Below are 15,258 nucleotides of genomic sequence, written 5' to 3'. Positions count from 1 at the left end.
CACCAGATACGACAAACTCGCCGTGCGCTACGAAGCCACCCTCACCATCGCCGCTATCAACCAATGGCTTCGTGCCCTACGAAACACGGCCTAGGTCGGCGAGCGCGGGTGCGTCTGGGAAGACCAGCTCCAGGCTCACCTGCCAGATCTCTGGGTGGTACCAGTCGGTCTCGGTCCAGGTTCCCCGCACGTCGACGGCGAACTGTCGGGTGAAGCTCAGGCTGGGAAGTCGGTCGTGCGAGCTGTACCGGCCCCACTGAACTATGAAGCCGTCGGCGTCGCTGTCCGGCCCTGGCTCCAAGCCGTCGATCGGCTGGGCAAGAAACTCGCGGAACGCCTTCCACGCCGTCTCGACGTTGTCCAACCGGTCCGGAGTCAGGCCGTGTTGGCGTAGCAGCCCGACCAGCTCTTCCGGCGACTCGCGCCACGCGACACCCACGGTCCAGCCCTTCCCACCCGGAACCCCTGCGCGGCCCGAGGCGCTGATGTCAGTTCGCTCCCGCTGCCACCTCACCCAACCGAGTGTCGACGCGGGCGGTGAGTCCGGCCCGACCTCGGGCCGAGGCGGCCGCCGAGCCGGTGCTGCGCCGGCCGGTCGCGTCGATGCTCGCCGCCCCGGTCGACGCGGTGCCCGATGCTCCGGGTTCTGGTTCACGAGCCGAAGTGGAACGGGTGGAGTTGTGTCGCATTCCGCGAGTCGGGCGGGGTGTACCTGCAGTCGCGGGCCGACCGTAACCTCACCACCTCGCCCTCGATCACCTGGCTGCCTGGACCTTACGGACGACGCGGCACTGGACCGGTACTTCGACCACTGGCTTCACGAGGTTCTTGGCTACACCCGCGACGAAACCCAAGGACATGACGCCGACTGCTGACGCTTCCTTGGTGGTCAGCCCGGTCCACAGATCGGGCAGGTGCTGTCGGATGCCCGGAGGCGAGCGGTTTGGGAGCTGCGGAATGCGGTGTCGCGGAGGCAGTGACCGCGTGGCAGTTGAGGGCCTGACACCGCGCGTCCGATGTCCACACGGGCACCAGCCTGCGCGACCGGGGGAGCGTTCCCGCTGACCGGCTGCCCGCGGTGTCGTGCCGAGGTTAGGGGAGCAGGCTGGGAGCAGGCGGAGGCACTGAACGGCATTGAACAGCGCCCAACCGCATCGAACGGCATACAACTGCACCCACCACGAGCTGCAAGTTCTCGTTTCCGCAGGTCAGAGTCGGCGGCGTCCTGGTTCACACGGAGTGCTCAGCGGTTTTGCGCAGCAGTCGACATCCATCTATGTCGTCTGGCAGGGAAGTATGCGCAGGTCATGGCGGTAAGGATCCGCTGGATGGCCTGACCTTGCAAGTGGGAGCAGATTGGGTGCAGGTTGGCGCCGTGGTCGCCACGCCCGAAGTGCTCACCGACACCGGACAGGGGTGAGGGGCTTTGGCCTGCGGTGATGCGGTCGAGCGGTGCGGCGTGACCCCGCAGGGGGACCCGAAGGGGTCAACATCCGTGCTCTCGCTGGTCCGCCTGGCGGTGCCCTTATCTGGTGCCTCGGGCGGAGCTTCTTACCAGCGTGTTGAACGGGCGTGGCCATCATGGCACCAGGGCTCCGCGTTGGTTTGTCAAAGGCCGAACCGGTTCAATAAGAAGCGTGGCAGCCGGTCGATGGTGACGAAGTCGTAAACGCAGTCGTCGACGTAGGCCGCTGGAGTCAGCTCGCGGGTGACGAACAGACCCCGAACGACGAATGTATGAGCTTTCTCAGTCATAGAGAGCCGGGCTGCGACCACTGTGGGATTCGTAGCCACGTCCTCAACCTTGGCCCGTAGCTTGTCCACGTGCCCGCCGGGGCGCCGGTACTTGTTGAGCTCGCTACGGATCCGACGGGCCGAGAACGGGACCGCCAGGTCCTTGGCCTCGAGTACCCAGATGGTCTGGGCGTGTGGAGCGACAACTACAGCGTCGATCTCGTTGCGTACAGGCACCCCAAGCGCCTCGGAGGGGTGGCCCGGCCGACTTGGGTCGACCCCCGCCACGTAGGGCAACCCGGTCGTCGCGAGGATACTTCTCAGCTCGGTCTCGAACCCAGCAATGGGGCGCGCCCGCTCCCGACGCAGCGTTAGGGCTCTCCGAAGCGTCGGGTCCTGTGACGACAGCTTCTCCGGCCAGGTTCCCTCCAAGACTCGTTGCAGCAACACGACGCGGGCCAGTCCAGGTGCGTTCCGAGGCACGAAGAGGGACCGGTCGTCGAGTTCGAGAATCGGGCGGCTGAATAGGCGAGCGGCCGACTCTCGATACTCGAACATTTGGAGGGGCGAGCCCTGGAGAAGCTCTTGCGTCCAGGTCATTTGCCGGCACGCTTCGACCACCCCGTCGGGGTTAGCATGAGGCAGGAGCTTCTCGGCGTTGGCCCGGATGGCGCTGTCCAAGCCCTCACGGCTGATGAACCTGTATCCAGTCACGCTGTCGTCGTCGACACCGCTGACCTCGATGAGGAACTCCTGGGCGGCGAAGAGATCGATGAGCCCATAGCCGCGATCCGCCTTCAACGCGCTGTCGATGTCAGCCAGGTCATCAGGGAGTTCCGCACCCTTACTCAACGACTCGGCCAAGGCCTCGGAGACAGCGCGGTCACTGGCCCCTCGGATCGGACCTGCATCGGCCATTCGTCTGACATAGCCGTCCTCGAATCGGGAAGCCCGGAAGGGAGGTCGGTCGCGGACCTCGACGTCGAAGATGCCTTGCTTGGTCAGTCGGGCGCTGACCACGGTGACCAGTCGGGCCGCAACCCGGTCTGCCACCGTCCGCCACCGCCAGAGCTCGTGAGCCAAGATGGCGAGGGCTTCGCAGTCCCGCTGAGTCGGAATTCGCCGGCGGCCGTCGACCGACTGCCGTGCAACGAGTTCGAGGACAAGATGGTTGGCCGCTGCGTTCTCAGACTGCAGTTGCGCCTCCCGGGCCGCTGCGAGCGAGGTCCGGGGGGCGGTTCGAGCCTTGTACTGCAGATCGACACAGCGGGCCATTTCCCCTGCGGCCCAGCGGAGGACTTCGCGGACGTCCAGTTCAGCTAGGCGGTGCCAGATGTCTCGTTCCACAGCGTCCGCGATCCCGCCGATGGCGGCGTCGGCGGCAGCACCATCCCAGGGACCACGGCCGACACCGACATCACGCAGGGACGCTCTGAGCGACTCGTAGACCTGATCCCGTGACGTCGGCACTCGCGGCTGCCTTGGCATTGCTCGATGTTGCGTGACCCATCTGCTGGTGGGAAGTCACCGGGCGGCCGCATCTATCCACCCCCGAGGTTCCCAAGCCATCAGCCGTTGGGCCGTCCATCGTCGGCATGACCTGCCCATAGCCAGCCTCGCCAAGGTCGCGGCCGATCTGCGACGCCGGCACTACCACTCCACGATGCGGACCACGGACCTGCCCGAGGCAGCATCCGGGGCGGAAGGGCTCATCGAGCCACCTGTCCAGGGTGAGCCCTTCTCGCTCCCCCTTGTCAATGGCACCGCTGACCCCGCCTACCGCGACGAATTGCCGGCCGTTGCGCTGGGCGTCGGCGTGGGCGACACCGCCACCGATCTTCGCTCGGTCGCCCCCAGAAAACATATACCGCGATGTGGTCTGTGGACCAGGATGTTCGGTTGGGCGCGGGGTGGGCGTCACGGGCCAAGACCCCGCCGTTGTGTCGCTGGGCCAGGTCGACGTACGCGGCGGGTAGCTTGCGTCCAAGCTGCGCTTCCACCTCCCGCAGAACCTCGTCCGTGAGCGGGCTTTCCAGCGGACCGGAGGTGTCGAAGACGATGGTGGGATCGAGCACGCGCTGACGGTAGTCGGCCTGGAGCAGGAGCCGGCGCGGCATGAGCACGGCCCGGAGGGATGTAATCCCGGTACTCAGACGATGCCTCGTCTGACCGACGGAAACCTAGGTTCCGCCTCTGCCTCGCAGGCGTCCATGACTCGCACTCCGGACCGCGTCGCAGCAAGAATATCCGCCGCTCCAGCTCAGGCGGCGATATCGACGCTGGGGCAGGTTCTGCCGCTCCATAAAGCCGCCGTTGGGCTCGCGGACACCCATTGCTTAAGTTGGCGGCAGCGATCGACTGCCGGAGAGATCGGTGTCCGTGACCGCCGCCGCCGGCACGGCGCGGCACGCCTTGCCGTGCCGGTCGCCACCATCGAAGCCACCGAACCCATCATCCTCGGTGACGGCGGCTGCTCGGTCCTCTAGCTATCACCTCTGCCTCTTCTTCGCTGCTGCCGACGTGATCGACCTGGGAGGACGCACGCACGACAAGAGTTCGTCAGGCGACCAACTGACACCCGCCGAAGGCTGGCGCGCGGCGTAAGCGGCCGCTCGGCGCGGGGCGTGCGGGGCAGCTGTGTCGCATGACCACGCTTGGTGCGGCAGGGCGGAGCTCTGTCCGCGCCCGTCCGCTTTGTGGTTGCAGGTTGTGATCACCCCTTGACCTTGCGTTTGAACCACCCCTAGCTTTCGATCACTGTTGCGAAAGTAGACACGGGGAGACACTGTGGACAGTCAGGCCAGAGAATCAAGCGTCTTTTCCTGGTGGGAGCTGATATTACGACGCGGTTCGCCAGCGGTGGTCGTTCTCCTGGCGGTCACGCTGCTGCCGTTCGTCCCTGCCTACGCGGCGCCGACTTCGTCGAGTGCCCCACGGGACCGTTCGGTGCCGGTTTCGGCGCTTGGTAACCGCAAGCCTGAGGTGGCGCAGTCCGCGAAGGAGCAGTGGAAGCCAGGTTCGGGTGCGTTGCCCACCGGCGGGGCGGCCGAGCTGGATGTTCTGGATCAGTCGGCGGCCCGTACGTCCGCGATGGCACGAGTGGGTGGGCTTCCAATCCGTCTGGCGACGGACGGGTCTGTGCCGCGTGCGGCGCAGGGTGGAGCTACGCCGCCCAAGCGAGCGCGTGTCGAGGTGTTCAACGAAGCGCGGGCCGCGAGGGCTGATGTGCCCGTCCTTATGCGGATCGGTCGCGCCGACGGGCAGGTCGAGAACGCACGTGTTCGGGTGGAGGTGGACTACTCGGGGCTGAAGGACGCATTCGGCGCCGCCTGGGCTTCCCGTCTGCAGCTCGTGCAGTTCACCGATTGTGGTGGACAGGGCGACGAAGAGCGCTGCACGTCGATGACCACACTCGCCAGCGACAACGACCTGGGTCGTTCGGTGATGTCCGGCGACGTGGAGCTGGGCAGCGGTGGCCCGACCGACGAGGCGTTCGGTGGTACCGCCGTTGGTGGTGGCCCCGCTGCGGATGCCGTCGTCGCGCTGGTCGCTGGTACGTCCAGTCAAACGGGTAACTTCACCAAGACATCCCTGGCATCGTCGTCATCCTGGGCGGCAGGTTCCCAGTCGGGAAACTTTGCCTGGTCCTATGACATCGAGGTCCCCCCGTCCGCCGGTGACCTGGATCCCGAGATCGGGTTGGACTACTCGTCCGGGCGCGTGGATGGCCAGACGAACGGCGAAAATACGCAGACCTCGTGGGTGGGAGAGGGCTGGGAGTACCAGTCCGGCTACATCGAGCGCTCCTACCGTGCCTGTAAGGACGACCTGGCGAACTCGCCAAAATACACGAACGCCACCTCTGACCTCTGCTACCGCGACCAGAACGCCACGCTGGTGCTGGACGGTGAGTCGACGGAACTAATCCTGGACGACGCCAGCGGCACCTGGCGGAAGGCCGACGACGACGGCACCCGGGTCGAACTCCTTACCGGCGGGCTCGACACCCGCAACTGGAACGACGAGCGCTGGCGGTTGACCACCCCCGACGGCACCCGGTACACCTTCGGGCTGAACTGGATCGACAGCAGGGAGACGCACTCGGTACAGGGTGTGCCTGTCTTCTCCAACCACGCGAACGAGCCGTGCTACAAGACGACCGGGTTCACCGCTTCGTGGTGCCCCATGGCCTACCGCTGGTACCTCGACCTGGTCGAGGAACCCACCGGTGATGTCATGTCGTTCTTCTACAGCAAGGAGTTCAACACCACGGCCCGGGCCGGTAACGCCAGCACCGTGACTCAATACGACCGGTCGGCGACCCTCGCCCGGATCGAGTACGGCTCGCGTGGGTTCCCACAGCCCACAACTCCGGCGATGCAGGTGCTGTTCAACACGAAGGAACGGTGTCTGTCCTCCTGCTGGTCAGGCTCGACTCCTGTGGTGGCGAACTGGCCTGACACTCCGTGGGACCTGAAGTGTTCTGGCGCGCCGTGCAGTATTGCCGCGCCGACGTTCTGGACCGAGCGGCGGCTCGAGTCGGTCGTGACTCAGGTTCGCACCGGAAGTTCCTACACCACGGTTGACACGTGGACGCTGGCGCACCAGTTCCCCTCGACCAACGAGAACTCGGCGCTCACCTCCCCGACCCTGTGGCTGGCTTCTATCACGCGCACGGGAGGTCACGGAACGACGACGCAGTCGATGCCGTCGGTGACGTTCGGTGGCACCCGCTTCGCCAACCGCACCGACCACAACGTCGATGCCGGTGTACCCGTAACCAACAAGTACCGCCTCACCAGCGTCGCCACCGAGACAGGCGGCCAAGTCGTTGTCACCTATGAGGGATCTGACTGCACCGCTACAAGCCTGCCAGCCGACCCGGCGATGAATACCAAGCGATGCTTTCCTCAGTACTACGCCCCACCGGACAACGTCGGTGGCTGGAGTTGGTGGAATAAGTATCGCGTCACCCAGGTGATCGAGAAGGACCTGGTAGGCGGATCGCCGGACATGGTCACCGGTTACGCCTACGCCAGTTCTGTTCCCGGCGCCGGCGGATCGTCGAGCGCCGTGCTGTGGCACCACGACGACGACGCGTGGGGCGCTCCGTTGCCACAACGCTCGTGGTCCGACTTCCGCGGCTGGCCGGTGGTAACGGTGACCGAGGGCGCCTCCGGTACCACGCAGTCGCAAAGCCAATACGTCTACTTCACAGGCATGCACGGTGACCGCACGGACGCAGGTGAGAACACCCGTACCGTATCGATCACCGCTTCGGACGGTGCCTCCGTACCCGACTACGACAGCTACACGGGCATGCTGCGTGAGGAGATCCACTTTGCGGCACCCGGCGGCCAAGCCGTTACCCGCGAGATCCACGGCCCGTGGCGGCATCGCACCGCTCTGCGGGTGGAATCTCCCGACTACGCGCAACCCACCACCTTCGAAGCGTGGTACGCCGAACCCCGCGTCCTGCACACCTACGAGTGGATCGCCGCGACCGGCACCTGGCGCCGATCAGAAATCTTCCACGACTACGACACCACCTACGGCAGCGTCACCAAGACCACCGATAACGGTGACACGGCGGTCACCGGCGACGAGACCTGCACCACCTACGCGTACGCCCGTAACGTCACAGCGACGTCATGGCTGGTCGACTACCCGGCTGAAGAGCTCCTGACCGACTGCACAGCCTCACCGGGCCCTGCCAATGTCCTCAGTGGCAGCCGAACTTACTACGACGGCTCGACCACACTCGGCGCACCACCCAGCAAGGGTTTAGAAACCCGAGTTGACGACCTGGCGTCGTACACGTCGACCACGCCCAACTGGGTTACGACTGAAACCAACACCTACGACGACCACGGCCGAATCAAGACCAGCGCCGACGCCCTGGGCCAGGTCACCATAGCGGACTACACCCCGGCGACGGGTAGCCCCGTGACAGCCGTCAAGGAGACCAACCCCGCCGGCCACTACACCACCGACACACTGAACCTGCGTGGACAGCCCATTACCTCGACAGACCCGAACGGGAAGGTCACGAACGCCCAGTACGACCTGCTCGGCAGACTCACCAAGACATGGCTGCCTGGCCGGGCCACCACGCTCACGCCCAACAGCGAACACATCTACGCCGTGACCAAGTCCGCGCCATCGACAGTGCAGACCAGAATGCTCGGACCAACCAACAAGCAGATCGACACCTTCGAGATCTACGACGGCTTCCTGCGCCAACGGCAAAACCAAACGACAGCACCTGACGGGAAGCGGGTCATCGCGGACACCCGCTACGACTCCCGCGGGCTACTCGTCAAGGAAACCGACTTCTACAACGCCGCGAGTGCCCCCACCGGCACCCTGGTGACCTTCGCCGACACCGATGTAGCCACACAGCGGCGCTACACCTACGACAGCGCCGGAGACCTCATCCGCGACGCCCTCTGGTCCCTCAACAGCGAGAAGTTCTACACCACCATCGCCTACGACGGTGACCGCGTCGCCATCGATCCACCCGCCGGTGGTATCCCAACCACCAGGTTCGAAGACGCCCACGGTCGAACCACAAGCCTGCTGCAGCACCACGGCACAGCGCCGAGCGGTACCGCCGACGAAACCCGCTACGCCTACGACCGGCTCGACCGACTCATCTCCGTCACCGATCCGGCCGGCAACACATGGACCAACGCCTACGATCGCCGCAGTCGCCTCATCCGCACCGAAGATCCCGATGCGGGTGACAGCACCTACGGCTACGACGATGCGGATCAATTAACGACCACCACTGATGGCCGCGGCGAGCTCCTCTACCGCAAAATGGACTCACTCGGCCGTATCACCGAGCTCCGAGACGACAGCGAGACCGGCACGCTACGCGCTTCCTGGCTCTATGACACCCTCGCCAAGGGCTACCCCACCTCCTCAACGCGCCACCACAGCACCGGCGACTACATCCAACAGGTCACCGGCTACACAGAGCTGTACCAGCCCACAGGCCGCACCGACATCATTCCCGCGAGTCAAGGGGCGCTGGCCGGAACCTATGCCACCGGCTTCGGCTACTACCCCGACGGGACCTTGGCCAGCACCACGTTGCCCGCGAAGGGTGGACTACCCGCCGAGACCGTCACCTCTGCCTATACCGACCACGGCTACCTCGCCAGCGTCACTGGCCTAGACACCTATCTCGGCAGTGCCCAGTACTACTGGCACGGCGGCAGCAAGCAACAAATTCTCGGATCAGGAACGAAACGAGCCCGCCTCACCACCGCCATCGACGACGCCACCGGCCGGCTGACGAACTACGGGGTCGAAACCGAAAACCCCACCACTCCTGATACCTGGAACGAGAAGCTCACCGAGCAATACACCTACGACGACGCTAGCAACATCACCGGTGTAGCCGAGACCAGCGGCACCACCACCGTCGCCAACCAATGCTTTGGCTACGACTATCTCCAGCGACTCACCGAATCCTGGACCACCGCCGCCGCGACCTGCCAAGGCACTCCCAGTCAAGCGGTCATCGGAGGAGCCGACGCCTACTGGCGCTCGTATACCTACGACAAGACCGGCAACCGACTCACCGACACCCGACACTCCGCATCCGGAGACTTTACCCAGAACTACATCTATCCCGCCGCGGGCACTGACCGCCCCCACACCCTCACCAGCACCTCAACCACCGCCGGGGGCCCAACCAGCAGTTACACGTACGACGATGGCGGGTATCAACGAACCCGTACCAAGACCGGGACTGCCGACCAAAACCTCACTTTCGACGCCGAAGGACAACTCACCACACTCGTCAACGGCGCCAATACGCACACCTACATATATGACTCGGACGGCAACCGCCTAATCGCCGACGACCCTGGGGCACAGAAGACCCTGTCCCTGGGCGACACCGAATACCACCTCAGTCACACCACGGGACAAGTCACGGCGACCCGGTACTATCCCAACGCTGTCCGAACCAGCACCGACGGCCTCACCTGGATGGCCGCCAACCACCACGGCACGAGCGAAATCGCGATCAACGCCGTCACGCTTGCTGCTAACCGTCGGCGGCTCACTCCCTTCGGCGAAGACCGCAGCGCGTCGCCACCCGCCTGGCCCGACAACAAGGGAATTGTCGGCGGCACGAAGGACCCAACCGGCTACACCCACCTCGGCGCCCGCGAGTACGACCCATCCATCGGCCGGTTCCTCTCCACCGACCCCCTCGTCGACTTCGGTAATCCACAAACACTGCACGGATACGCTTACGCCAACAACAGCCCCATCACCTACTCCGACCCCGACGGACTCATGCAGGTATCTCACGCTGGCGGTGGTCGCGGAATTGTACCGGCCGGCGGAGGAAACGTTCTCGGAAAGACGTCATTCAGGCAATCCCTCAAGAACCTACTAAAGAAGAAGGGTGGTAAGGGCCCGAAGGTTAGGAAGCCGCAGAAGCGCACAGGCCCTAAGCGCATGAGCGACCGCGGCGAAATGGCGGAACTCAAAAAGGGCATCCGCAATAACCCGAACAAGAACCGGGCTACCACCCAATCCACGAAGAAGAGTACCCCCAAGCCCGGCCGGAAAGTCACTAAGCCCAAGCCCAAGCCCAAGCCCAAGGCCAGCCGCAGCAAGCCTAGGCCCTCTGCGGAGCCAAAGCCCAGGCCGATAAGGAAAAAGCAGAGCCCACCGCGTAAAGATGCCAATCTTCAAAAGGGCAATAGTACTGCGGCGTCGCAGGGTACGAAGGTTCACAATGCGCCTGAGTGGCGTGAGAATCTTGATTCAGTCGACTATCAGCGTGGGCGCCGGTTGGCAAGTGGCGACGTGCCTGATGGGTTTACCGACAACGGCTTTCCTGTCGAGCTGAAGCCGGATTCGAAAAGTGGGATTCGGGCGGGCACCCGTCAACTTAGGCGTTACATGAACCAGATGGGTGTAGACTACGGCGAGTTGTGGACCTACCAGGTCGGCAACGGCGGGGCCGTCACATTCCGCCTCACGGCGGTGCCAAAGAGTCCGTTCCGATGGTTGAAGTGGTAAGCGGGTATGCCCAAGCAGATGTCAATAAGTCAAGTTTTTAAAATTGCCATAGGTGCTGGCGTGATCCCAGAGTCCGCGACGGTGGACCGCAAGGGACGTGCTACGTGGTCTTCGGATGAGTTCGCGCTGACGGCGACGCTGGAGCGATGTCCTGATGGCCGACTTCGCTGGCACTTTTTCGTTGGCGACCTCAAGTTAGGTCCGGCATTGTCCAGCTTTGGCAGTCTGTCGGTCGCTATTGATCCTGTCTTAGATGATGCTCTCGAACTGCCAACGACAGGCGAATCTGTAGAGGATTTCTTGCGCGGCGGTATCGGTACTGCTCAGGGATTCGTCGTGGATCGTCTCGATCTCGCACAGCTACTCGCATCGAAATCGGATGTGCGGCGGGGGAATCTGACCACCTGGCTTCCCCTAGCAAACTATCCCGCGCGACTCGTCCAAGCATTGATCCTTGCTCGTGACCTCGAATCGATTGAACTCGAAGCTGCGATTCAGGAAAAGTTAAAAGCCGGCCCCCTGTTACTGCCAGGCGGTCAAGAAGTCGATATCGCTAGCTCTGCGAAGCGCTGGGCACAACAGTATGCGAAGGCACTCGATCGCGAGGTCCTGGTCTAACGTCGGTAATGAGGGTTCGCTATATAGATCCGATGGGTGCGCCTTGGGTGGCCGTCGCAGTTTCCGTCAGCGCCCCGACGCCTATGGGAATTGTTCGACGGCGCCCGGCGTAACCGGGAGGGCGCGCTGCTCGATGGCGTGCCGTATAGCAGTGGGGCGTCGATTCCCAACCCGGCTGCTCAGGTTGCTCTCGGGAGGGATCGCTACGGCCATGGGCCCGTCAGGCGACTGTGGCTGTTGGTCGGTGGCTTGGTGTTGACGGGCGTGCGTGCGCAGCCGTAGGCCGCTGCGTGTGGGCGCGGCCAGGCGAAGGGCCGCCGTCTTGATCCTGCAGTTCGAGCCAGCCGTGCCCTTGGCGCGGCTGGCTTACTGCTTTGGCGTGCAGTGCCGGCTGGTGCGGGAGCGCTTGTCGGGTGGCGAGGCTTCCTCAGCGTTGCTAGGCGTCGGAAGTGTTCGGGGTTGCTCGGTAGTCGGCGCCATGCTGGTGCAGATTGACGACTGCGTAACGGTGTCGCGTCGCGCAGCGGCGCCCCGGCTTGCCCCTGGCTGCCGGGCTTGGCGCGCTCACGCGGCCTGCGGCGGATGAACCAGGTGTTCGTCCCGCACGTCCCACCGGCCGTTGTCGTCGACAGCAGTCCGGCTGCCTTCTGCGGCTGCACCGCAAGAGCATCCAAACGGCGGTCCGCAGCTTCGCACCCATCGTGGAGGTCGTAGATGCGGGCTGAGGGTGTCGTCGCGAGACCCACGAGGCGACCAAGGTGATCAAGCTTCAGTGCTGCTGCGCAGGTAGACGCAAGCCGGCCTCCCGGCTAGCCTGCTTCAAGATCAAGGGGGTCAACGTGGGCGCGTCTGGGTGGGACTACTACGTCGCATATCAGCCGGATCTCCAAGTCGCGCTGAACGGACTGCGGCGGCAGGTGTTCGAGACCGGCGACTACTGGTGGGCAGTGCCGTATGAGTACGGCAAATCGGCGGCGGACTTTCCGAACCGGCCGCAGACGGAGGCGGAGCTGTGGGCGGACGAATCCGTCCAAGAGTCCGGTACGCACTCGATATTGGATATGTCTCGGGTATTGGCCGACGGCGAAAAGCCTGACTATGGGACGGTCCAGCCGGTGGGCGAGGCGGAGGCGCTCGAGCACCTGGGTGTCCACAAGCTGACCCGGTCGCACGTGGAGGCGCTTGAACCTCTTGCTGACACGAGCTGGTTCGGCCGGTGCGCGGTCTTGCATGACGCTGACGGCAGTCCCAGCGAAATCTACTTCTGGGGTTCCTCTGGCGACTAGCTCGCATCCTGCTAGGGCCTGTGTCGAAGTCGCACGCGGTCGCGCTGCGGTGTGACGGCAGTCCGGCCGGAGTTGGCGAGGTCGATGCGCCAGTCGTTGCTGCGCATGAGGGAGCCGCTGCCCGGCGGGTACTCAAAATTGCAAGGGCCGAGGAGAGTGAAGCCAAGGCGGTGGCAGAGCGCGTTGGAGGGGGCGTTCTCGATTGAGGGGAACGCGTGCAGGCTGTGGGGCGCGTCGGGGTGGCGGGCAGCCTCGCGGACGACGGTGATCAGGGCGGTGCCGGCTGCGGAGGCAATGCCTCGGCCCTGGTAGGGCGGTAGGACGTTCCAGCCGGTCTCGTAGATCTGCTGGCCCTGCCAGTCACGCTGGTGGTATGCGATGCTGCCGACCATCTCGTCGCCGAGCAGTACGGCGAACATGCAGCCGCGGCCAGTTGCCGGCATGGCAAGGTATCGGCGGTGCCGGGCAAGCAGTTGTTCCTCCGGCTCGGGACCGCCGACGTGTCGACGCATCTGCGGAGTGTTGATCCGGCGCAGGAGGTCGAGCGCGGATTCCGACCAAGGCTCGAGACGAACGTCCATGCCGCGCAGCCTGGCAGGCTTCGGGATCATCAAGCACCTCATTTCGACCGGGTGCGGCCCTCGCCCGCCTGTACAACTCGGGCCTGGGCCGAATTCGGCGGTAGCGGGTTGATGAGAACCCGGCGCGTCGGTGATCGATACGTAGCGAGGTCTCCGGTAGATGGTTCATCGACGAAGAAGACCATCAACACGGAGACCTCGTGGCCACTGTAGCGGTGACGAGGCGGCACGACCTGACCGACGCGCAGTGGGCGGCGCTTGAGCGGGTGTTGCCCGTGCAGCGTAGGCAGGGACGGCCGCCGACATGGACGAAGCGCCAGCTCATTGACGGGATCCGGTGGCGGATCCGAGTCGGTGCCCCGTGGCGGGACGTGCCGGAGTGCTACGGGTCCTGGGCGGCGGCATACGCGGTGTTCCGCCGCTGGCAGCGCGACGGAACCTGGGTGAAAATCCTGACCACGTTGCAGGCGGTGGCCGACGCGGCTGGGCGCATCACGTGGCATGTGTCGGTCGACTCGTCGTCCGCCCGGGCGCACCAGCATGCGGCCGGTGCGCGTAAAAGGGGGATCTACAGGCTGAGCTTCCCCCGCTTTGATGGAGGGGTGGTTACCTGCTGCCGGTCGGTGCAGGGGTGACGATATCTGGCTCGGTCTGGCTGGTCTGTTGGTGGTGCCAGGCGGTCTCGTACTCGTCGGGGCTGAGGTCGCCCAGTTCTTTGTGGATGCGGCGGGTGTTGTACCACCCGTCGATGTAGGCGAAAATCGCGTTCTCGGCCTCGTCGCGGGTCCGCCAGCTTGTGCGGTAGACGAGTTCGATCTTCAGCGTTGACCAGAAGTTCTCCATCAGCGCGTTGTCGTAGGAGTCGCCGACGGAGCCCATGGAGGGCAGGATTCCGTTGTCCTGTAAGCGTTGCGCGAAGCGGAAGGACGTGTAGTTCGATCCCCTGTCCGAGTGGTGGATCAGCTGCCCGTCGCGGACGTCGCGCGACCAGATGCCGTATTCGAGGGCGGCGAGGATCAGGTCGGTGTCGCAGCGGTCGGCGGTCTTCCAACCGACGATCCGGCGGGAGAAGACGTCACGGACCGCGGCGAGCCAGAACACGCCCTGACCGCAGGGGATGCGGGTGGCGTCGGCGACCCAGAGCCGGTTCGGCCCGGCCGCGGTGAACTGCCGGTTGACCAGATCCGGCGCCGGCGTGTGCCGTGGATCCTGCCCGGTGGAGCCGCCCCGCCAGCCGCGACGCAGGAACGCACCCTGCCAGCCCTGGGCGGCCATCAACCGCTCGACGCGTTTGCGGCCGACGTGGATGCCGTCACGGCGTAGCTGCCGATGCACCCGGTCCGCGCCGTAGGTGTGCCCGGAAGTAGTCCAGATTTCGTGGATGTTGGACAGCAGGCCCAGGTCGACCACGTCGCGGTCGCAGGGCTGTTCGGCCTGCTTGACCCACGCGTAGTAGGTCGAGGCGCCGATGTTGAGGACCCGTAGCAGGAGCGCGACCGCGAACTGGTCACGGTGTTCATGGATGAACCTCATGACCGTCGCCGGGTCGGGTCGAGCTCCGCCGCGAAATACGCGCTCGCGGCTTTCAAGATCTCATTCGCCCGGCGTAGCTCCGCGTTCTCCTTCAGCAGCCTGCGGTTCTCGGCCAGCATGTCGCTGCTGGGCCGATCCTCCCGCTCGCCCGCGTCGGCCTCGGCCTGCCGGATCCAGTTCCGCAACGCCTCGTGATGCACACCCAGTTGCTCAGCCAGCCTCCGGATCACGGGCTTCGGGTTCGACTCGCGGTACAAACGCACAGCGCGCTGACGCAGCTCATCGGGGTACTTCTTCGGTGCCGCCACAGAAACTTCCTCCCCATGGCCATCAGACCATGATTACGAAGCTCCATGAAAACGGGGACTGTGGATCTAACGGTGTTTCCGGCCTGACCTGCCAGGCGTTGTGCCTGGTGAGGAGGGTGCCGTGATGACCGCGACACAGAACGATGT

The 15,258-nt window shown here is 64.7% G+C and carries 8 protein-coding genes and 2 pseudogenes; 4 read left to right on the top strand and 6 right to left on the bottom strand.

The window, feature by feature from the left end:
* Positions 1-76: 76 nt before the first annotated feature.
* From ABZT87_RS31040 to ABZT87_RS31030, 3 genes and pseudogenes are all read right to left on the bottom strand, one after another.
* Positions 77-439 carry a hypothetical protein gene (locus tag ABZT87_RS31040; RefSeq protein WP_355139992.1) on the bottom strand — a complete coding sequence of 121 codons (363 nt, stop codon included), beginning with the start codon at positions 437-439 and terminating at the stop codon, positions 77-79.
* 1,169 nt (positions 440-1,608) lie between these two features.
* Positions 1,609-3,204, bottom strand: a complete 1,596-nt coding sequence (locus tag ABZT87_RS31035; RefSeq protein WP_355139990.1) for a hypothetical protein — start codon at positions 3,202-3,204, stop codon at positions 1,609-1,611.
* Positions 3,205-3,596: 392 nt separating this feature from the next.
* A pseudogene (locus ABZT87_RS31030) lies at positions 3,597-3,809 on the bottom strand (SMI1/KNR4 family protein); the annotation flags it as partial.
* Between the two features lie 712 nt (positions 3,810-4,521).
* On the opposite strand from ABZT87_RS31030, the gene ABZT87_RS31025 reads away from it, so the two are divergent.
* From ABZT87_RS31025 to ABZT87_RS31015, 3 genes are all read left to right on the top strand, one after another.
* A complete protein-coding gene (locus tag ABZT87_RS31025) occupies positions 4,522-10,785 on the top strand; it encodes an RHS repeat-associated core domain-containing protein (protein WP_355139988.1) in 6,264 nt (2,087 codons plus the stop codon).
* Between the two features lie 6 nt (positions 10,786-10,791).
* Positions 10,792-11,403: a hypothetical protein gene (locus ABZT87_RS31020; protein ID WP_355139986.1), complete on the top strand. Its 612-nt coding sequence runs from the start codon at positions 10,792-10,794 to the stop codon at positions 11,401-11,403.
* A 758-nt stretch (positions 11,404-12,161) separates the two neighbouring features.
* The gene (locus tag ABZT87_RS31015; RefSeq protein ID WP_355139984.1) at positions 12,162-12,689 is read left to right on the top strand and encodes a hypothetical protein; all 528 of its coding nucleotides are present in this window, start codon (positions 12,162-12,164) and stop codon (positions 12,687-12,689) included.
* 11 nt (positions 12,690-12,700) lie between these two features.
* Here the strand turns inward: ABZT87_RS31015 and ABZT87_RS31010 are convergent, their stop codons facing one another.
* Positions 12,701-13,300 carry a GNAT family N-acetyltransferase gene (locus ABZT87_RS31010; RefSeq protein WP_355139982.1) on the bottom strand — a complete coding sequence of 200 codons (600 nt, stop codon included), beginning with the start codon at positions 13,298-13,300 and terminating at the stop codon, positions 12,701-12,703.
* 170 nt (positions 13,301-13,470) lie between these two features.
* Between ABZT87_RS31010 and ABZT87_RS31005 the strand changes: the two are divergent.
* Positions 13,471-13,836: pseudogene (locus ABZT87_RS31005) on the top strand (transposase); the annotation flags it as partial.
* A gap of 40 nt (positions 13,837-13,876) precedes the next feature.
* On the opposite strand, the gene ABZT87_RS31000 reads toward ABZT87_RS31005, so the two are convergent.
* Both ABZT87_RS31000 and ABZT87_RS30995 read right to left on the bottom strand, forming a co-directional pair.
* The gene (locus ABZT87_RS31000) at positions 13,877-14,803 is read right to left on the bottom strand and encodes an IS3 family transposase (protein WP_355139980.1); all 927 of its coding nucleotides are present in this window, start codon (positions 14,801-14,803) and stop codon (positions 13,877-13,879) included.
* Positions 14,800-15,111, bottom strand: coding sequence for a transposase (locus tag ABZT87_RS30995; protein ID WP_355139978.1), 312 nt, complete (start codon positions 15,109-15,111; stop codon positions 14,800-14,802). Before ABZT87_RS30995 ends, ABZT87_RS31000 begins: the two co-directional genes overlap by 4 nt.
* Between the last annotated feature and the right edge of the window lie 147 nt (positions 15,112-15,258).

Source organism: Micromonospora sp. NPDC005237, assembly GCF_040607775.1.
Taxonomy (GTDB): Bacteria; Actinomycetota; Actinomycetes; order Mycobacteriales; family Micromonosporaceae; genus Micromonospora.
The sequence above is the reverse complement of the archived record's forward strand: the minus strand, read 5'-3'. Positions and strand labels throughout refer to the sequence as shown.

Bases quoted from the DNA above. Each gene is read 5' to 3' on its own strand.
- ABZT87_RS31020 (WP_355139986.1), top strand. From the start codon at position 10,792: ATGCCCAAGCAGATGTCAATAAGTCAAGTTTTTAAAATTGCCATAGGT.
- ABZT87_RS31010 (WP_355139982.1), bottom strand. From the start codon at position 13,300: ATGATCCCGAAGCCTGCCAGGCTGCGCGGCATGGACGTTCGTCTCGAG.
- ABZT87_RS31000 (WP_355139980.1), bottom strand. From the start codon at position 14,803: ATGAGGTTCATCCATGAACACCGTGACCAGTTCGCGGTCGCGCTCCTG.